Raw genomic sequence first — 19,649 nt, 5'->3', positions numbered from 1 at the left:
CCCAAATTAATGGGTTACCGCTCAACACTAACGGTGCAGAACTAAGCAGAACTGTTTGAAAGTTATCATCAACAGTTCTTTTATCCCTCTGCACCACAAGTTACCTGCTAAGGAGAGACCATGGATGCTAGTACGCTTACGCTACATGTAAGAAAAAACGGAGCCGGAGTAGGACGCCTTGACGTCATGCAAATGTTGTCAGGAGTTTTGCTTATAGTTTTCCTTTGGGCGCACTTAATGCTCGTATCAAGTGTACTCATAAGCCCCAAAGTAATGGATGCCATTGCGTGGTTCTTTGAAACCACCTACATGGCACAGGTTGGGGGCCCACTTATCGGCCTGCTTATTTTTACACATTTCATTCTCGCTGCTCGTAAAATGCCTTGGCGTGCAGAGGAATCAAATGCTTTCGTAAAACATAGCGTAATGATGCACCACAAAGACACCTGGCTCTGGCTTGCTCAGGTTGTAACAGCTCTTCTTATTCTTGTTATGGCCTCCATTCACATGTGGGTCGTTCTTACAGATCTTCCTATTACTGCAGTAAAAAGTGCTGCACGTATCCAGAGTGGAACTTGGCTTCCATTCTACCTTGTTCTTCTTCCTCTTGCCGAAATTCATGTTGGCATCGGCTTCTATCGTATTGGCGTAAAGTACGGGTTCATTACTAAAGCAAACCGCAAATGGTACCAGCGTCTTGAAAATTACATGATGATTGGTTTTATCTCCATTGGTCTGATTACACTTATCCGCTTTTTGTTCCTTACGGTTTAACTGCCAACTAGATTAACAGGATTATCTCATGCAAATTATTTATAGTGATTTACTCTGTATAGGCGCAGGACTTGCCGGGGAACGCGTTGCTGTAGAAGCTGCTAAGGCTGGTTTTGATGTAACTTGTCTTTCAATCGTTCCACCGCGCCGTTCTCACTCATCTGCTGCTCAGGGTGGCATGCAGGCGGCACTTGGTAACGCAATTATGGGTGACGGCGACTGTCCGGACATTCACTTTGCTGATACCGTAAAAGGTTCTGACTGGGGTTGTGATCAGGAAGTTGCACGAATTTTTGCAGACACCGCTCCGATTGTAATGCGTGAAGTTGCTCACTGGGGTGTGCCTTGGAACCGCGTAGAAGCAGGCGTTCATACTTACTACAAAGGTGGTAAGCCATTTGACGCTGAAGAAAAACTCGATAAGCACGGCCTCATCCACGCTCGCGCATTTGGTGGCACCGCAAAATGGCGTACCTGTTACACCGCTGACGGTACAGGCCGCTCTGTTTTGAACACACTTGATTCTATGTGTTTACGCTATGCAGTAGGTATTCATGACCGTACTCAGGCTGAAGCACTTATTCATGATGGTGAAAACTGCCTTGGCGCAATCGTTCGTTGTCTGAAAACTGGTGAATTAAAAGCGTATCTTGCTACAGCAACATTGATTGCTACCGGTGGTTACGGTCGCATCTACAGAGCTACTACCAACGCAGTTATCTGTGACGGTGGCGGCCAGATTGCAGCACTTGATACCGGACTCGTACCAATGGGTAACATGGAAGCTATCCAGTTCCACCCAACTGGTACAGTACCTACCGACATTCTCGTAACAGAAGGTTGCCGCGGTGATGGTGGTACCCTGCTGGACGTAAACGAATATCGCTTTATGCCGGATTACGAACCGGAAAAAGCAGAACTTGCTTCCCGTGACGTTGTATCCCGCCGTATGCAGGAACACATCCGCAAAGGACTCGGGGTTAAATCTCCATATGGCGATCATCTCTGGCTTGATATCCGCCATCTCGGTGAGAAACACATTACCACTAAGCTCCGTGAAGTATACGACATCTGTACTAACTTCCTCGGTGTTAACCCGATCCACGACCTCATCCCAGTCCGCCCTACTCAGCATTATTCTATGGGTGGTATCCGTACCAACAGAGACGGCGCAGCCTACGGCCTTAACGGTCTATTCTCCGCTGGTGAAGCAGCATGTTGGGATATGCACGGATTTAACCGCTTAGGCGGCAACTCCCTTGCAGAAACCGTTGTTGCTGGCCGCTATGTTGGTAAGAAAATTGTTGAGTTCCTGCAGGGTCACACTGTTGATTTCAAGCAGTCTGCCATTAACGATGCCCACACAAAAGTGGCAGCACGCATTATGGAAATGACCAAGAGCAGTAGCAAACAAGAAAGCGCTATCCAGTTGCGTGACGAAATGCACAGCACCATGATGGATAACGTTGGTATTTTCCGTAACGGTAAAGACCTGCAAGCAGCAGTAGATAAGCTTGAGGAACTGGTCGACCGTTCCAAAAATATCAAACTTACAGGCACTGCAATTGGCTTTAACCCTGAAATCTCATTGGCTCTCAGAATGCCGGGCATGCTCAAACTTGCTCAGTGTACTGCATACGGCGCTCTCATGCGTACTGAATCCCGCGGCGCGCATACTCGTGAAGACTTCCCGGCACGTAACGACAAAGAATGGCTCAACCGTACTTTGGCGTACTGGAAAGATGGCGAGACCCGCCCTGAACTGAAATATGAAGATGCTTCTCCATACTTTGAAATCCCTCCAGGCGAGCGTGGATATGGCGGCGGTCAAATTATTACTGCTGACATTCCTGAAGAAAAGCTTCGTGTGCCGAACAAAGGTGCGGATAAAAAGAAAGCAAAACAGACCAAAAAAGCTAGCTAAGGAGTTATAGTATGAGCCGTCGTCTACATATTGAAGTATTCAGATACAACCCACTTGATCCAAATTCCGAACCGCACATGCAGTCATTCTACGTAAATGAATATGACTCCATGACACTGTTCATCGCGCTTAATATTATCCGTGATGAGCAGGACCCTACCGTTCAGTTCGACTTCTGTTGTCGTGCCGGTATCTGCGGTTCCTGCGGCATGGTAATCAACGGCAGACCGGGTCTTGCATGTCATACACAGACAAAAGATCTGCCTGATCATATTGTTCTGCATCCACTTCCAGTATTCAAACTCATCGGTGACCTTTCCGTTGATACAGGAACTTGGTTCCGTGATGCTGGCTCCCGTATCGAAGCATGGGTTCATAACGACCATGACAAGTTCGATGCAAGTGCAGAAGAAGTTCGTATGGAAAACGATTTAGCCAGCGACATTTTTGAGCTTGATCGTTGTATTGAATGTGGTTGCTGTGTTTCAGCATGTGGCACCGCCCGCATGCGTGAAGACTTCCTCGGCGCCACATCTATCGCCCGCATTGCCCGCTTCTACCTTGACCCTCGCGATGAGCGAAATGAAGAAAACTACTATCAGGTCATCGGTAACGATCAAGGCGTATTCGGCTGCATGGGTTTACTCGGTTGCGAAGATGTTTGTCCTAAGCATATCCCGCTTCAGGACCAGCTTGGCATTATGCGTCGCATGCTTGCCATTCATTCCGTAAAAGGAATTCTTCCAAAACGTGTTCTTGATAAACTCAAACACAAAGGATGCTGCCATGAAAGTCATTAAGGCTGAACAGATTCATGACGCTGTTGTTGATCTGGTTTTAAAGGCTGCGCGCTACCTTCCGGAAGACGTAAAAACCGCCATCCGTGTTGCACGTAACAGCGAGACCTCTGATTCTGCAAAAGAAATCCTCGGTCAGCTTTTAGAAAACGCAGAACTTGCCAAGGTGTCAGGACTTCCGCTCTGTCAGGACACAGGCTTAGGCGTTTTCTATGTAGAAATCGGTGACCAAGTTCAGATTGAGGGCAACATTACCGAGATCATCAATAATGCAATGATCGACGGGTACGAAAAAGGCTTGCTTCGCAAATCTTCCTGTCATCCGCTCACTCGTAAGAACACCACGGACAACAGCCCGGCAGTTATCCACTTTACCCATGTTGCAGGTGACAAACTGAACATCAAGCACATGGCTAAAGGCGGCGGCTCTGAAAACATGTCCCGCTGCACCATGCTTACACCGGCTCAGGGCTGGGAAGGCATTAAAGAGTTTGTTGTACGCCGTATGGCAGAAGCAGGCCCGAACCCTTGTCCTCCAACTATCGTTGGTGTGGGCATTGGCGGCACTTTCGATCTGGCTCCTTCTCTTGCAAAAGAAGCGCTTTTCCGCCCGCTTTCCGGTGAGAACCCAGATCCTGAATTAGCTGCAATGGAAAAAGAGCTGCTTGACGAAATCAACCAGCTTGGCATCGGCCCTATGGGTCTTGGCGGCAAGACAACATGCCTTGGTGTAAAAATCGCCATGCATCCTTGTCACATTGCAAGCCTGCCACTGGCTGTAAACGTTCAGTGTCATTCTTCCAGAATTAAGGAGGTTACACTCTAATGCCTACTTACAACATGACATCACCATTAAAAGATGAAGATGTAGCAAAACTGCGTGCTGGCGACGTAGTTAAGCTTTCCGGCACCATATACACAGCACGTGACGCTGCACATAAGCGTCTGTGCGACATGCTGGACAACAACGAAGAGCTTCCTTTTGAACTGAAAGGCGCTGTTATTTATTACGTTGGTCCTAGTCCAGCTCCAGAAGGTAGACCAATCGGCTCAGCTGGTCCCACCACCAGCTACCGCATGGACACATATGCACCGCGTTTGCACAGCCTTGGCGTTAAAGCAAGCGTTGGTAAAGGTAAACGTAGTCCTGAAGTCCGCAAGGCACTTGAGGAACACACCGGTGTTTACTTTGGCGCAACCGGCGGCGCTGGGGCTCTCCTCTCCCAGTGCATTACAGCAGCTAAAGTAATTGCGTTTGATGAATTAGGCCCTGAGGCAATTCGAGAACTGACTGTTGAAAACTTTCCACTGCTAGTGGTGAACGACAGCCATGGCGGCGAACAGTACGCTAAACCAAACTTCGAATTTTAACTCAACAGAAAAAGGAAAAGATAATGGCATTGTTCACTAAAGAAGAAGCGCTGGACTATCATAAGCTCCCACGTAGAGGTAAAGTTGAAGTTGTCCCTGTGAAGCCTTGTGCATCACAGAAAGACCTTTCCATGGCATATTCACCGGGTGTTGCTGAAGCATGTATGGCAATCCACGCAGACCCATCTGCTGCAGCACTGTACACTGGCAAATCCAACCTCGTTGGCGTTGTTTCCAACGGTACAGCAGTTCTTGGTCTTGGCAACATCGGTCCTCTTGCCGGTAAGCCAGTTATGGAAGGTAAAGGCGTTCTCTTTAAAACTTTCGCAGACATCGATGTATTCGATATTAACCTTGATGTGACTGACTCTGATGAGCTCATCAAAATTGTGAAAGCAATGGAGCCTACTTTCGGTGGTATCAACCTCGAAGACATCAAGGCACCTGAATGTTTCTACATTGAAGAAACATTGAAAAAAATGATGAATATCCCTGTATTCCATGATGATCAGCACGGGACAGCTGTTATCTCCGGTGCAGGTCTCATCAACGCATGTGAAATCACCAACCGCAAACTCGAAGACTTGAAAGTTGTTGTTGTGGGCGCTGGCGCAGCAGGTATTGCTTGCACCAAGTTCTACGTACAGATGGGTATTGACCCTAAAAACATCTTCATGTTCGATTCCCGTGGGCTTATCCATAAAGGCCGTACTGATCTTAATCCGTTCAAAGCAGAATTTGCTCAGGACAAAGATTACGGTTCACTTGAAGAAGTTATTAAAGGTACAGACTGCTTCCTTGGTCTTTCCAAGAAAGGTCTGCTTACTAAAGATATGGTTCGTTCCATGGCTAAAGATCCTGTTATCTTTGCAATGGCTAACCCTGATCCGGAAATCACCTACGATGATGCTAAAGAAGCCAGCCCTAACTGCATTATGGGTACCGGTCGTTCTGACTACCCTAACCAGATTAACAACGTTTCGGGCTTCCCTTACATCTTCCGCGGCGCACTTGATGTAGGTGCAACTATCATTAACGAAGAAATGAAAGTCGCAGCAGCACAGTCACTTGCTGATCTGGCAAAAGAGCCAGTTCCTAGCGAAATTTGTGATGCTTACGGCGTTAAGTCTCTTACCTTCGGTATTGATTACATTATTCCTAAGCCACTCGACCCACGAGTCCTTGAATGGGAAGTCCCAGCTGTTGCTCAAGCAGCTATGGATACCGGCGTTGCTACAATGCCTATCAAAGACATGGAAGCGTACAGAAAAGATCTCAAGCAACGTATCTCCGCTTCACATGCTCGTATCGCCCCATTCGTAGAAAGTTACTATAAATAATCAATGCCACAGAAAACCGCCTGCAGCGGCAACTGCAGGCGGTTCCTGAAAGCGCGAAATGTGTTCATACGATTCGCGCGACATCGTTCCCCCTTAACAGAGGATACGACATGAAAAAGTTTGCTTTTTTTCTCTCTATCGTCGGAGCTGTCCTACTTGTAGGTAGTTCCCTTGCGTTCGCTGCAGCTGCTCCTGCAGAAGCGTCTATGGATGCTTACATCACACTTGGCATTCTGTGTGTTTCTGCTGTGCTTTTCTTCTCTAACATCATCCCGCTCCCTGTAACAGCAATGCTTGTTCCTGTTTCATTGAGCATGTTCAATGTTATCCCTGCAACCGCTGCCTTTGCTAACTTTGGTAACAAATGGGTTGTTATCTTCATGGCAATGTTTATTGTCGGTGAATCTACCTTTATTACCGGTTTCGCAGATAAAATAGGTCAAGCGACAGTAAAACTATCCAAGGGCAGCGAAACTCGCCTGCTCGTATTAGCAATGTGCTCTGTTGGTGTACTCTCTGCGTTTCTTTCCAACACAGGTACAATCGTTGTTGCCATTCCAATGATCATGGGGATGTGTGCTTCTGCAAACATCAGCTCAAGTAAAATTCTTATGCCGGTTGCGTTCGCTGCGTCTCTCGGCGGTACCATGACTCTGGTTGGTACTCCACCTAACGGTCTGGTTAACTCCGTACTAGAAAAAATGGGACCTGCCGGAATCGAGCCATTCGGTTTCTTCGAATTCGCTAAAATTGGCGGCATCTTGTTTGTTGTAGGTATCTTATACTATGTCTTCATCGGACACAAATTCCTTCCTGACAACACAAGCGAATGTGAACAGGCAGAAATTATTAAACCGTCCCGCCCACACAAAATGTGGTGGTCCCTTATTATCTTCTTCTTCGTAGTTGTTGCTATGGCAACAAAAATTATGCCTCTGGTTACCGCAGCTATGCTTGGTGCATGTCTCGTAATCATTACCGGCTGTATCACCATGGAAGAAGCTTACAAAGCTGTTGACTGGACAACCATCTTCCTGTTCGCAGGTATGTTGTCCATGTCCACCGCAATGAAATCTTCCGGTGCTGCTCAGCTCATCGCTGACACAATGGTTCAATATGTAACCAGTCCTTACGCACTTCTAGCAGCGGTCTGCGCTGTTACGGCACTGGTCACAAACTTTATGTCAAACACGGCAACGGCAGCTCTTATGGCTCCGCTTGCTATTCCTATCGCAGTTAACAGTGGTCTTTCTCCACTGCCACTGGTTATGGGCATCGCTATGTCTGCATCTGCCTGTTTCCTTACACCGGTTGCTACCCCACCTAACACCATCGTACTTGGTCCGGGTAAATACACCTTTAGTCAGTATATAAAAGCTGGCTGGCCACTACAGGTCATCAGTTTTGTTATTATCGTCGCAGTTGTTCCATTCTTCTGGCCGTTCTACCCTGCAGCACAGTAATGTGCAGAACAGTTAGAGGAACACATCATAGTTCCAAACATATTAACAGGCTGAAACCTCCATAACGTTCCAAACAAAAAAAAAGCTCATCTTGCAGCAAGGATGAGCTTTTTTTTGTATTTTTTCTTTACGATTTTTTCTTTTCTTCAATCTGGTTAGAGACAGCCTTTAGATAACTGACCTAACCGCAGATTGTTGTATTGAGGCTTGAACAGAAACTGAACCAGTGGCACGAGATGTTGTTACAACTTGATTATGGTCGTTTGGTAATACGCTTGCCGAAGCGGCAGAAGAATAGTGAGAAGAAGCAATGCTTGAAACTGGTTTGCTACCATACATTTGCTGGTACGCTCTGTGCCGTTTCATCACAGCCTGTATTCCATTAGACATCACATAATCTTTTTCATCAAACAGATCAGTACCAGACGTAGTCGTTTCTTCTCTCAGCTCAGAATCTCTGACAGTCGTATATGAAAATGAAAGAGTGGCCTGTCGGTCAAGCGCATCATTTCCATCTACGAACATATTTTGCTGTTCTGCCAGTTGTTCTGCCATTACATCGGCAAACGATTTTTGAGAGCGCGCTGCTAATCCGGTACCTTGCATTTGATCCTCGTATTTACTGTAGGTTCTTACTCCTCATATCGTCTGAATTTCGCTGTTGATTAATAATCTTCAACACTAATTCCCACGCAATGCACAAGAATCAATTTTGTAGATTGCCACATTGGACATAAAAAAAGCTCCTGTGAGTATTCACAGAAGCTTTGTATCTATCTTTTTTTAAAACGCTATTCCCACGTATACGCCCAGTGTATATCCCGAATGTATTCCGCCATTTTTTGAGCATCACCGGCGCGTACAAGATCAATGATCACATTATGTTCATTGTAGTTCGCTTCTCTGAATTTTTCGCCCCAGTCGCGTTCTGTAAAAACAAAAAGACGCTCACGGTTCATATGCAACAAGTACACAAGATAGGGGTTGGGACATGCTTTAAGATACGCATTATGAAAATTCGAGTTGATTGCATTGCAGTCCTCATAGCGTGAACCCTTCGATGACATCATAATTCTGGAATTATACATTTCCATTTCCAGAATATGCTCTTCTGTCAAAAGTGGAAACGTTGAAATCACAGCTTGATATTCCAATCCGCCGCACACTTCAAAAATGTATTTCTTATCTTCATGCGTCAGAGCATTAACCACCACACCACGTTGCGGCAATATGGTTACAAAGCCCTCAACCTGCATCTGCAACAGAGCTTCCCGCAATGGCGTTTTACTGGTTCCAAGCTCATCTGCAAGTTTTTTTTATGCTGATGAGACGACCGGGTTCCAGCTTGCCGCTTTTCATATCTTCAAGAAGTTTTTCATACACAGCGTTTCGTAACAAACCGCCAGAGTCAGCATACATCATACCCAATCCTCTCCATTTATACTCATCTTTTGCCAGTTAACTCTGTAGCCATAAAAGACAAAAGCAGGTTGCATTTTAATTTTCCGTTTGGTAATTGTGAAGAAGATATTCTAGTATTCCAGTTATGGCAAATCGAATTCAGTTTTTTGATTTGCTTGTATATTAGATGGTTACATTTCCAAAATCATCTATTCAAACTGATATACTAGTACATTACTAATGGATCACAACTGATATACTAGCATATCATAAACAATCTTATCGTTGCTCTCCCTCTCGGATTGACTTCATTTGCATCGTAAAAGGAGAAATCATGCTGCGTTCAATTCCCATGCCTCGACAGCTCTCTGTCGGAGTCTTATACACCCTGCTTGGTGCCGTTTGTTTTGGAACAACAGGAACCATACAGGCTTTTGCTCCAGAAGGTTGTCAGCCTCTTGCAGTCGGAACCATGCGTCTTGTTGTCGGCGGACTTGTCATGCTGCTGTGGGTGCGTTGTCGCTCAGGATTCACCCATCATGTCCCATGGCCCAAAAAGGCTACGTTAACTGCGGCGGTAGGTATTATCGTTTTTCAAATTCTTTTTTTTCAAAGTCTTGTGCGAACAGGTGTTGCAGTAGGAACAGTCATTGCTATCGGGTTCGGTCCTATGGCTGGAGGGATTATAGAGTACTTGCTTCGTGGCTCTGTACCATCACGATCATGGTTCACTGCGACTGCTCTTGCCCTTTGCGGATTAGTTACTCTTTCAATAGATGATAAGGCAACTATTGACATGACAGGTGTACTTATGGCTCTTGGTGCAGGGGCGGGATACGCTCTATACGCGGCCAACAGTCAGACTATTTTGGCAGACCGTTCTCCGCAGGAAATGATTGCTGTTCTCTTTACCTTCGGTGGAATCGCCATGAGTCCTATTCTGTTTTTTTATGACATCTCTTGGATGTTTTCCATGCGCGGGTTCATTTCCATTGTGCTGATCGGTGTCATCGGAACAGCAATGGCGTATAGCTTTTTTGCAACAGGCCTAGCCACATTGCCTCTTTCTTCCGGTCTTACACTCGGGCTTGCAGAACCGCTCGTTGCGGCACTTTTCGGAATACTTCTACTCGGTGAACCTTGCTCTTTTCAAACAGTAATGGGCATATGCATCATATTCAGCGGCATGTTTGTCATAGCCCGAAATCCAACGTAACTCTCAGCTCTCCAAATGGGCAAATGCGGGCTGTGGTGTTTCTCTTTGCCAAACTAAGCATTTTGTCTGATGCTGCTCTACGGAAAAAGCAATATACATCTAGAAATAGAATGATACGCTGTATCCTCTTTTTTAAAGACAGGACACATAAACCGGACAGCATGATGGACAATAAGATACTACTACAAAAAGCTGCTGCTGCGATACGCGCGCAAAAGCAATCGGCAGCTATGCAGCTTGCTGAAATGTTTTTGGAACGGCAGCCTCAATGGCATAAAAATGAAAGTTGTACTGAGCTAGCAGCTCATATTTCTCATTTCATAGAACTTATTTGCGACTGTATGCACGACAGCACGCTGGCTCCGCTTGCTAGATTCTTTTCATCTGCTGCCTTAGAAAAAGTTAAACGCGGCATTCAACTTTCCGATGTGCTCGAAAGCGTTATGCTCGGGAAATTATGTCTGTCGACAGCAATTATGCGCGAGCTTCCATCCGGTGAAGAGCGTGATGCCATCCTCACTGCTGTTGAACTGCTCTATATCGACATCAATAAAATTACCGGTGAAAAATACTCCGAGTTGCTCACCCAACAGCGCAATGCAGAACACGAACGCACAAAGCTATTGCTCGAAGCAACACGATCCATCACAAATTTCACAGATTCGCAGGCGGCGCTTGACCATCTGGCGCGCGTCATCAGCGAGACCCTTTCTCAGGGATTCTGCATTATTTTCCTCCGCACCGGCGGTACAAAAGGACTCTCCCCGCTGGCGAGCTGGGGGCATGAATCTGAAGGCTATCAGCGCTGTTTCGATGGTGTCAGACTCTGCACAAAAGGAAGCACGATCACAGCCATTGGCGGGAAAACATTTGGTCTCTGTTCGCTTAATTCCGAAGGCTTTGCTGTTGCACAAGATATTCCAAAGCAAATCAACTCTGAAAGTATGGCAATGTTTCCAATCTATAGTAGTACAAACTGCCTGCACGGTATCGCCATGGTTGGTTCTGCTACGCCGGACTACGTGATCGCTCCTAAACAAAAAGAGCTTATTGAAGGGATCCTGCATACTGTTTCCGCAACCGTGGAACTTGCTGCCAGCGTTAAGGAAAAAGAACGTCAGCTGAAAGAAAGTGAAAGCCTCCGCCGTGTCGCCAACTTACTTCTACAACATCCTGAAACAAAAATTCATGACGTTCATACTGTCATTTGTGATGAAGCGAGAAGCATCGTGCAAGGCACGGGCAGTTCAATCCTTCTTAAAGAAGGGGACTACCTTCATCATTCATGCGGCACAGGCACCCCTCAACCGCCTATTTCTACTTTTCCCATAGCAACCACCAAGTACGGACAAATTCTCCAGCAGAGAAAAGCTGTCATCATTAAAGATGCACAAAAAGAAATTCCTGAAGATCAACGAAGCAATCTGGTACAAGCCATGCTTGTTGTACCACTCATCGAGTGTGGTAACCCAATAGGTTTACTACTTATTTCTAATAAAGAAAACGGATTTGACTTCATCGACAAGAACATAATGGAACTCTTTGCCGGTCAGGCAACGTTGGCTCTGCGAAATGTTACTTTGGCGGAGCAAAGCGATAAGCTCGTAGTTGCAGAAGAACGCCAGCGACTTGGACGTGAGCTGCACGACTCCGTAACACAGGCACTATATGCTGTTACCCTTTGCGCGGATGCAGCAAGCCGTTCCATGGCTCTGGGAAAAGAAAAGGTAGCCACGGAACAATTGCACGCCCTACGCGGAATGGCGCAACAAGCGATGCGAGATATGCGTTCGCTCATCTTCGATCTTCATCCTCCTGAATTGGAAAATGAAGGTCTGGTCGGTGCTATTCAGGCTCGAATGAACTCTGTTGAAATTCGCTCCGGCCTTAACGCCAAAATGTTTGTGAACGGAGAAGAGCGCAGGCTTGCGCATTCAACCGAAGAGGAAATGTTCCGCATTGCTATTGAAGCACTCAGCAACGCAACAAAACATTCACATGCAAATAATGTTTCTGTTACCATTACATACGAACCGGAACTCGTTTCCATGTCCATCAAGGACGACGGAAAAGGCTTTGCAATAGAACAGCTACCTACGGGCGGCATGGGGCTGCGTAACATACGCGAACGCGCCAATAAGTTGCACGCAACGCTGTCAATCGACAGCACAGAAAATGACGGAACAACTATTTGTGTTGTTGTTCCTGTAACCCGCTAGGAGCATTGAGCATGGCTGCACCAATTCGAGTTCTCATTGTAGACGACCACGATATTGTACGCATTGGACTGAAGGGATTTCTTTCAGGCTATGATGATATAGCAATTGCCGGAGAAGCCGCCAACGGACAGGAAGCTGTCGAACGCGTGGCAGAGCTTGCACCGGATGTGATCCTCATGGATATGGTTATGCCTGTCATGGACGGCATTCAGGCCATTCAGGAAATTCGCGACCGCAAATTATCCGGTAAAATTATTGTGCTCACCAGCTTTGCTACAGACGACAAAGTCTTCCCTGCCATCAAGTCCGGCGCGATGGGATACCTGCTAAAAGATTCTGCACCGGAAGACCTCCTCAATGCTATCCGTAAGGTACATAGCGGAGAACCGTCTCTGGCTCCGGATATCGCGCGTAAACTGCTAGCGGAACTCTCGCTACCGGATGCAGCAGAAAAACCGACTCCTGACCCTCTTACGCCGCGTGAAGTTGATATCCTACGTCTTGTGGCACAGGGAATGAGCAACAAAAGCATTGCGGCAGAAGTGTTTGTCAGTGAAGCAACCGTGCGCACTCATATGACCAATATCCTCTCAAAACTGCATCTTGCTAACCGTGTGCAGGCCACTCTCTATGCTTTACGAGAAGGACTAGCCTCCCTTTCATAGACAAAATTATGCAGCAAGGACATTCAGGGAAGTACAACATTTATCGTACATCATACTCTGACTTTAGTTCCGCCTATTTTTAGACCTCTTTCAAACTTCCTTCTGATGAGTAACTGGTGTTTATCACATACTGTTATTTCATCTGGAAGCATTCTTACCCTGCTTCCAGTGAATCATTCAGCAGGAGAATACAGGTGGAAAAAATTAATATCGGGTCACAAGGTTTTGCCCTTCCTATGCCTATGGCCATTTTAGGAACTCAGCATGAAGGCTGTCCAAACTACATGGCGCTTGCTTGGGTTACGCGAGTAAACTTTTCCCCGCCGTTGATCGGCATTGCCGTCAACAATGGGCATGCCTCGCACGAAGCTATCATGGAGACCGGTGAGTTCAGTATTAATTTTCCTTCCACTGAGATGGTCAAAGTTACAGATTACGTAGGTCTGGTTTCCGCAAGGAAGACTGATAAATCAGATCTCTTCGGGCATTTCTACGGTAAACTTCAATCCGCCCCTCTTATAAATGAATGCCCGCTGTCTCTAGAGTGCAAACTCCATAAGACGGTCGAAATGCCGACCAACACATTTTTCATTGGTGAAATTATCGGCACATGGTGTGAAGAACGATTTATGACCGAAGGCGTTCCTGACATCTCGAAAATTAAACCTTTTGTTTTAACCATGCCGGACAGTCGCTTCTGGGAAGTAGGACGTTGTATCGGGCATGCCTGGCGAGACGGAAAAGCGCTTAAACTATAATCCGCTACACACAACAGATTCCACATAAAAAGAGCTCCCGCAGTTACGACTGCAGGAGCTCTTTTTATTAGGCACACATTGTACGGATTCTTTGCTAATTACTGGCAGATTTCCCCAATCCTGGCTGCCATATGCCAAGTTTCAATTTGGGCCTCACCATCCACGAGTTCATTGAAAATAACTTGTGCTTTTTTAAGTTCTTCGCTGGCAAGATGATCTTTGAATGCTTTTTCAGAAAGGTAATGCTCATAGAAAAGGAATGAAGCCGGGTCAGATGCGTCCTGATGTACGCTGTACAACAAAAGCCCAACGTGATGATCACAATCCTGAACGAGTTGTTCAAGTGCTACTCGTAACTCAGTTTCTTTTCCCTGTTTAGCTCGCAGATGAGCTGTCACAACAAGAATATCTTTAAATTCCATGGAGAAATCCTCTAAATGGAGTCTTGGATCTGTCCGCGTGGCGACGTATGCCTTTTCATTGCGCACAGTACTAACTCGCTGTGTAATTAAAATAAAACTGCAGGCACAAACCAGACTCCGGTTGAATTACATTGCGTGACTGTATCCAAACCGCTGCACAGGTTCCATCGTATAAAAGAGGTAATCACAAAGTATAACCTCAGACTATTAGATCAGAACACTTACAACTTATGTCGTACAAAACGATACAATTTCGATCAAAATTCAAAAAAAAAGGGCCACGTAATAATACGTGGCCCTTGTACAAGCTATTGTCAAGACACTCAATTGTTCAAAATACCATCAAGCATTATGCTTGCGGCTTGTTTGAAGACAAAGAGTTACGCAGCAGCTGCGGTGCTTGCTTCAACTGTTTTTTCAGGGGAGGCAGCAATATCTGCAGCAGCGGTAAACAGAACGTCTGTAGAGCTGTTAAGTGCAGTTTCTGCGGAGTCCTGAATTACGCCGATGATAAAGCCAGCAGCTACAACCTGCATGGAGATATCGTTCGGTACACCGAACAGGCTACATGCGAGAGGAATAAGAAGCAGGGAGCCGCCAGCTACACCGGAAGCACCACATGCAGAAATAGAAGCAATCAGACTCAGCAAGAGAGCAGTAGCTAAGTCAACCTGAATGCCAAGAGTGTGAACAGCAGCCAGTGTCATTACAGTAATAGTAATAGCAGCACCGCCCATGTTTACAGTAGCGCCAAGAGGAATGGATACAGAGTAGGTGTCTTCATGAAGGTCAAGACGCTTACAGAGTTCCATGTTTACAGGAATGTTTGCAGCGGAGCTACGGGTGAAGAATGCGGTAATGCCGCTACCCTTCAAGCAGGTAAATACGAGTGGGTACGGATTCTGTTTAGTTTTGAACCATACGATAACCGGGTTCACAACCAGAGCAATAATACCCATGGAGATAAGCAGAACCATGATCAGGTGAGTGTAGCCAGCAAGCGCTTCAAAACCGGTTTCAGCAACAGTGTTAGCAACAAGGCCGAAGATACCGAGAGGTGCAAAGCGGATTACAAGCTTTACAATCCTGGATACACCGTTAGAAAGATCTGAAAGCACTGTCTTAGTTGCTTCACCAGCATGCTGGAAGAAGAAGCCAAGTGCGAGAGCCCATGCAAGAATACCGATAAAGTTACCGGAAGCAAGTGCATTGATTGGGTTATCAACAATTTTGAAGAGCAGTGTGTTAAGAACTTCACCAATACCACTTGGAGGAGTTGCACTGGTAGTAGTAGCAACAAGAGTAAGAGTGGTAGGGGCAACAAAGCTCATTACAACCGCAACTAATGCAGCCATGAATGTGCCGATAAGGTAAAGACTGATAATAGAACGCATGTTTGTATGCGCGCCTTTCTTCTGATTCGCGATAGATGAAGCAACAATAACAAAAACGAGTATTGGTGCCACAGCCTTGAGTGCTTTAACAAAAAGCTGACCCAAGACGTTTACAGATTTAGCAGCATCCGGAGCAAACATTGCTACGAGAACACCGGCACAAATGCCCAACACGATCTGCAGTACTAAACTGCCTGAAGCAATTTTTTTTATGATATCCATCATTTGACTCAATCCTTCCAAAAAATTTAAGAACGCTATACACCTAAAGTATGCCTCTTAGAAGACGCATCACAAATCTGTCAATAGATTATTTTCTACCCAAAATATGTAGATTTATTGGTATATACATAGAAAAAAGCTCTTACTATTTTTAGTAAAAGCTTTTTTTTATTCGAAAAGGTCTGCAATCAATACGTACGGTAATAAAAAAAACGTTTTATTCTCTTTGCCATTCAATAGCCGTACCTTTTTTGCCGAAAATGACAAAATTCGCAAAACTGTTATCGCCAACTTTTGCCCAAAAAAGTTGTACGTCAGCTCTGCATAACAAATTTCGTCAAGCAAGTGGTTTTTGACTGCATCTCAAACCCTATTTTGGGTCAGAAATATTTATGAGAATCTCAGTGACAAACTTATTGCTATCCTGAGTGCTCCAGTAATCCACAACGTATCGCTCATAAACTTCAGGCCCAAGCGTGTAATTATGTTCACTTGCCCAACGAGTTACTCGCTCATACGTATCGTTAATATTTTCGTGCGAACCTATATGATAGGCTGACACCATCATGCATCCACCAAAATGCGTCTCTATTTCCTTTTTGCACGTCTTAAGAGCACGTTGCAAAACAGAGATGTTAACGCAGTTACCATCCATTTTGTCTTTGTAATCAGGGAATTTTATAATTACAGGCCCTGTTATCTCGTTATCAATTGATTCGATAAAATTCGTGAACTCAATATTAATGATTGAGTCTCTGTAATCATATGCAAATTCCTGATCAAGAAAACAGAACGTATCCTCTTCAACAAACTTTACTGATATGTCCTGTACTTTGTAATGCAGTACAGATTCCGCTTCCACCACAAGCTCATACCAGTCTTTAACTGAAGTGAAATTTCGATCCACTTCTTCTTTAACCTGACATAATTCGTCAAGTTTCGACTTAAAAGATGCCCTGAGAGTACGATAGTCTCCGCTCTCCATTACATCTTTCATCTCAGAGAGTTTAAAGCCCATCTGCTTATAATATTTGATAACCGGCACAGCCAACAGCGAAGATCGGGAATAATATCTATAATTATTGCCGCACGATCTATCAGGCGTAATAATGCCTACTTTATCATAATGGCGAAGAGCTTTTTTGGATAAGCCGCATATTTTACTAACTTCTCCGATTGAATAACTACTCTTGGATTTCACAACCATCCTCCCGCTTGAACACAGCGCAAGTAAAACAGAGTATATGACTAAGTTACGTTCCACGTATTATAGTACAACAAAAACGTTGAACAAAACTGTCATAGCAGACTATCGGGCATGCAAAATGTAAAAAAGTAACACGTGCAAAAATATCGGGGGAGCACAGATCACATGCATTTTACAAAACAATTCATCCCTACATCCGGTGTAGTTGAATACCTCTTTGTTTCAGTCTGCGGTAAAAAACATTCAAACAACTTTCTACTTTCTGATAATAGTTTGTTATACTTATACAATTACCAGAAAACTTCAAGAAACACATGCAACACGCTCTTATACACACTTCTGCATCACATGATACTTATCCTCTACCCTAAGTGCATATAAAAAAAAATCCCCCTGATGAGGTTTTTAAACCTTCATCAGGAGGACAAATACACCAATTACTTCGAATCGTTATTGGTGAATCAACAACAAACTAATCACTAATGTAGTAGTTAATTGTTGCTGCACCATCTTCAGGAGCACAATAGTACACCTTCAATTCGTTACCTGAACCCATTTCAAAACGAGTTTCAGCTAACAGACCGTTTGCTTCTGCTGTCATAATGGCAGAAACCATAGAGTCGCGGTCAAATGCCTTAAAGTGACCGTATACACCTTTAAGTGCATCCATCACATCATCAACACATGCATCTTCAACAGTAGTAAAGTACTTCAACATTGCATAGTTAAGTGGCTTCATATTATACCTCTTCTTTCTGTTTGAACAAATCGAGCGGGTTCATTGCAACAGTAAAGATACCCACGATCATCAGAACAGCAGCTGCCCAAGCGATAGGTGCCATGGACCAGCCATCGATACCGAAGATTACACCGAGGATAATCCAGCAACCAAATGGTCCCCAGAAAGAGAATGTGCCGTTACATGACATACCGAGCGCAGCACCACACATGCCGTTACCACGGTACCAGAACATGAAGGTCAAGTATGCGCAAAGGCCACTAATCACGAACCAGTGAATGGAACCACTGTTTGTGAATGCTTCAATTACAAGACCTAAAGAATCCAAGCTACCGGACATAAATGCCATAGCTGGAATGAAAATAAACAGGGTGGACAATGCAGAGGTTGTCTGGCGGATGGTAATAGCAATTTCAGAATCAATCATGGATGTACCGTAACCACAAACACAACCTTCAAAGCCCCAACCAAGAGCAGCGATAAATGCGATACAAATACCGAGGAACTGGCCATCAGGTGCTTCGCCACCAAGACTGGTGCTTGCAATCATAAAACTTGCAAGGAAGCAGATACCGATGCCGAGCATCATGCGTGCATTAAGTTCCTGCTTGAACAGAACACGGCCCAGAATTGCGCCGATAGCAGGACAAAGAGCACTAATTGGAACAACAATAGAACCAGCAAGCTGGAGGCCTACAACGTAAGCGGTGGTAGCAATCGGGCCACCGATTAACGCAGCCAGAACCATTACACGGCCTGGTTTAGTGTTAAGACATCTAAAGAAGTCGCCAATACGGCCACGGGTTGTTGCAAAAAAGAGAGCCCAGATTGCGCTGAAGCTATCGTTAATAGCGGAGCCAACAGCACCAAGAAAATATGTTACAACAAATGCGGACAATCCAGCGGTGTTTGCGCCATACCAATCGCCCCATACACCTTTAGCCATACCAAGGGTAAGGAAACCGGTGTAAAGGCCATAGAAAACAGCTGATAACAACGCAATGACAATACCTTTAGTGCGGAAACTAGCATCAAGCTTTCGTTTCGCGACAACGGCTTCTCTGCTCTGTAAAACTACTTCACTCATAGATAAGAACCTTTTTTATTTAAGTTTCTTAATATCGGTTGTCCAGAATAGACAACACGCCCCTCTTTTCTCTCTCCACATCACTGCGCTCTTAGCGTGTTGCATCAGCCAGTCGAAACCATCGTGAAAGGTGAAGCTTGTAAACCTACAGACGCCTTTTCTCAGGTATACAGAACGTTCAAACTACACATCAGTCATGTAAAGTCCTCTAACGAGGTATGCACACTTTTACAACTGATATTCAGCGTAAGCCGAACGCTAACACCACCTGCCGGAATGGTTACGGAATGTGGAATTAGCAAAACGTGCAAAGAAAACAGATTCATTTGCACGTTTTGCAAAATATATTATTTGGAATCCTTCCGTATTGGAAGAATGGTTTCAACATCACCATGCGGACGCGGAATTACGTGTACGGAAACTACTTCCCCCACACGTTGTGCAGCGGCTGCACCAGCATCAGTTGCAGCCTTTACAGCCCCAACATCACCACGCACCATAACGGTAACAAGCCCGCTACCAATGTGTTCTTTACCCAGCAGGGTCACGTTGGCAGCTTTAACCATCGCATCAGTAGCTTCAATTGCACCGACGAGACCTTTCGTTTCGATCATTCCTAACGCGTCATGTTTAGACATATGTTCTCCTGT

General features: G+C 45.2%; 20 protein-coding genes. 11 read left to right on the top strand and 9 right to left on the bottom strand.

What is annotated here, in order from left to right:
• Positions 1-120: 120 nt before the first annotated feature.
• The 7 genes from MKHDV_RS03725 (at position 121) to MKHDV_RS03695 (ending at position 7,669) form a co-directional block, all read left to right on the top strand.
• Positions 121-774: a succinate dehydrogenase/fumarate reductase cytochrome b subunit gene (locus MKHDV_RS03725; protein ID WP_160712390.1), complete on the top strand. Its 654-nt coding sequence runs from the start codon at positions 121-123 to the stop codon at positions 772-774.
• Between the two features lie 28 nt (positions 775-802).
• On the top strand, positions 803-2,698 hold the full coding sequence (locus MKHDV_RS03720) for a fumarate reductase flavoprotein subunit (protein ID WP_160712388.1): 1,896 nt from the start codon (positions 803-805) through the stop codon (positions 2,696-2,698).
• A gap of 11 nt (positions 2,699-2,709) precedes the next feature.
• On the top strand, positions 2,710-3,498 hold the full coding sequence (locus MKHDV_RS03715) for a fumarate reductase iron-sulfur subunit (protein ID WP_160712386.1): 789 nt from the start codon (positions 2,710-2,712) through the stop codon (positions 3,496-3,498).
• A complete protein-coding gene (locus tag MKHDV_RS03710) occupies positions 3,485-4,321 on the top strand; it encodes a fumarate hydratase (RefSeq protein WP_160712384.1) in 837 nt (278 codons plus the stop codon). Before MKHDV_RS03715 ends, MKHDV_RS03710 begins: the two co-directional genes overlap by 14 nt.
• Positions 4,321-4,866 (top strand): Fe-S-containing hydro-lyase, encoded by a 546-nt coding sequence (locus MKHDV_RS03705; protein ID WP_160712382.1) that lies wholly within the window; start codon positions 4,321-4,323, stop codon positions 4,864-4,866. The genes MKHDV_RS03710 and MKHDV_RS03705 overlap by 1 nt, the downstream gene beginning before the upstream one ends.
• Before the next feature lie 23 nt (positions 4,867-4,889).
• The gene (locus MKHDV_RS03700; protein WP_160712380.1) at positions 4,890-6,206 is read left to right on the top strand and encodes a malic enzyme-like NAD(P)-binding protein; all 1,317 of its coding nucleotides are present in this window, start codon (positions 4,890-4,892) and stop codon (positions 6,204-6,206) included.
• Between the two features lie 110 nt (positions 6,207-6,316).
• The gene (locus tag MKHDV_RS03695) at positions 6,317-7,669 is read left to right on the top strand and encodes an SLC13 family permease (protein ID WP_160712378.1); all 1,353 of its coding nucleotides are present in this window, start codon (positions 6,317-6,319) and stop codon (positions 7,667-7,669) included.
• A 168-nt stretch (positions 7,670-7,837) separates the two neighbouring features.
• Here MKHDV_RS03695 and MKHDV_RS03690 read toward each other — a convergent pair whose 3' ends face one another.
• The 3 genes from MKHDV_RS03690 to MKHDV_RS19075 all read right to left on the bottom strand — a co-directional run bounded on the left by MKHDV_RS03690 (position 7,838) and on the right by MKHDV_RS19075 (position 9,091).
• Positions 7,838-8,275 (bottom strand): hypothetical protein, encoded by a 438-nt coding sequence (locus MKHDV_RS03690; protein WP_160712376.1) that lies wholly within the window; start codon positions 8,273-8,275, stop codon positions 7,838-7,840.
• A gap of 185 nt (positions 8,276-8,460) precedes the next feature.
• Complete coding sequence (locus MKHDV_RS03685; RefSeq protein ID WP_160712374.1) at positions 8,461-8,931, bottom strand: GntR family transcriptional regulator; 471 nt, start codon at positions 8,929-8,931, stop codon at positions 8,461-8,463.
• Between the two features lie 37 nt (positions 8,932-8,968).
• Positions 8,969-9,091: a hypothetical protein gene (locus MKHDV_RS19075; protein WP_256370002.1), complete on the bottom strand. Its 123-nt coding sequence runs from the start codon at positions 9,089-9,091 to the stop codon at positions 8,969-8,971.
• 313 nt (positions 9,092-9,404) lie between these two features.
• On the opposite strand from MKHDV_RS19075, the gene MKHDV_RS03680 reads away from it, so the two are divergent.
• The 4 genes from MKHDV_RS03680 to MKHDV_RS03665 all read left to right on the top strand — a co-directional run bounded on the left by MKHDV_RS03680 (position 9,405) and on the right by MKHDV_RS03665 (position 13,928).
• Entirely contained in the window at positions 9,405-10,286 is an 882-nt protein-coding gene (locus tag MKHDV_RS03680; RefSeq protein WP_160712372.1) for a DMT family transporter, read from the top strand.
• A 110-nt stretch (positions 10,287-10,396) separates the two neighbouring features.
• A complete protein-coding gene (locus MKHDV_RS03675; RefSeq protein WP_160712370.1) occupies positions 10,397-12,505 on the top strand; it encodes a GAF domain-containing sensor histidine kinase in 2,109 nt (702 codons plus the stop codon).
• An 11-nt stretch (positions 12,506-12,516) separates the two neighbouring features.
• On the top strand, positions 12,517-13,170 hold the full coding sequence (locus MKHDV_RS03670) for a response regulator transcription factor (RefSeq protein WP_160712368.1): 654 nt from the start codon (positions 12,517-12,519) through the stop codon (positions 13,168-13,170).
• Positions 13,171-13,364: 194 nt separating this feature from the next.
• Entirely contained in the window at positions 13,365-13,928 is a 564-nt protein-coding gene (locus MKHDV_RS03665) for a flavin reductase family protein (protein WP_160712366.1), read from the top strand.
• 98 nt (positions 13,929-14,026) lie between these two features.
• Here the strand turns inward: MKHDV_RS03665 and MKHDV_RS03660 are convergent, their stop codons facing one another.
• From MKHDV_RS03660 to eutM, 6 genes are all read right to left on the bottom strand, one after another.
• Complete coding sequence (locus tag MKHDV_RS03660) at positions 14,027-14,350, bottom strand: putative quinol monooxygenase (RefSeq protein ID WP_160712364.1); 324 nt, start codon at positions 14,348-14,350, stop codon at positions 14,027-14,029.
• A 380-nt stretch (positions 14,351-14,730) separates the two neighbouring features.
• A complete protein-coding gene (gene sstT, locus MKHDV_RS03655; protein ID WP_160712362.1) occupies positions 14,731-15,969 on the bottom strand; it encodes a serine/threonine transporter SstT in 1,239 nt (412 codons plus the stop codon).
• Between the two features lie 367 nt (positions 15,970-16,336).
• The gene (locus tag MKHDV_RS03650; RefSeq protein ID WP_216846847.1) at positions 16,337-17,167 is read right to left on the bottom strand and encodes a MerR family transcriptional regulator; all 831 of its coding nucleotides are present in this window, start codon (positions 17,165-17,167) and stop codon (positions 16,337-16,339) included.
• Between the two features lie 478 nt (positions 17,168-17,645).
• The gene (locus tag MKHDV_RS03645; RefSeq protein ID WP_160712358.1) at positions 17,646-17,912 is read right to left on the bottom strand and encodes a hypothetical protein; all 267 of its coding nucleotides are present in this window, start codon (positions 17,910-17,912) and stop codon (positions 17,646-17,648) included.
• A gap of 1 nt (position 17,913) precedes the next feature.
• Positions 17,914-18,999, bottom strand: a complete 1,086-nt coding sequence (locus tag MKHDV_RS03640) for a hypothetical protein (RefSeq protein WP_160712356.1) — start codon at positions 18,997-18,999, stop codon at positions 17,914-17,916.
• 347 nt (positions 19,000-19,346) lie between these two features.
• Entirely contained in the window at positions 19,347-19,637 is a 291-nt protein-coding gene (gene eutM / locus MKHDV_RS03635; protein WP_160712354.1) for an ethanolamine utilization microcompartment protein EutM, read from the bottom strand.
• Positions 19,638-19,649: the final 12 nt, after the last annotated feature.

Source organism: Halodesulfovibrio sp. MK-HDV (assembly GCF_009914765.1).
GTDB lineage: Bacteria > Desulfobacterota > Desulfovibrionia > Desulfovibrionales > Desulfovibrionaceae > Halodesulfovibrio.
The sequence above is the reverse complement of the archived record's forward strand: the minus strand, read 5'-3'. Positions and strand labels throughout refer to the sequence as shown.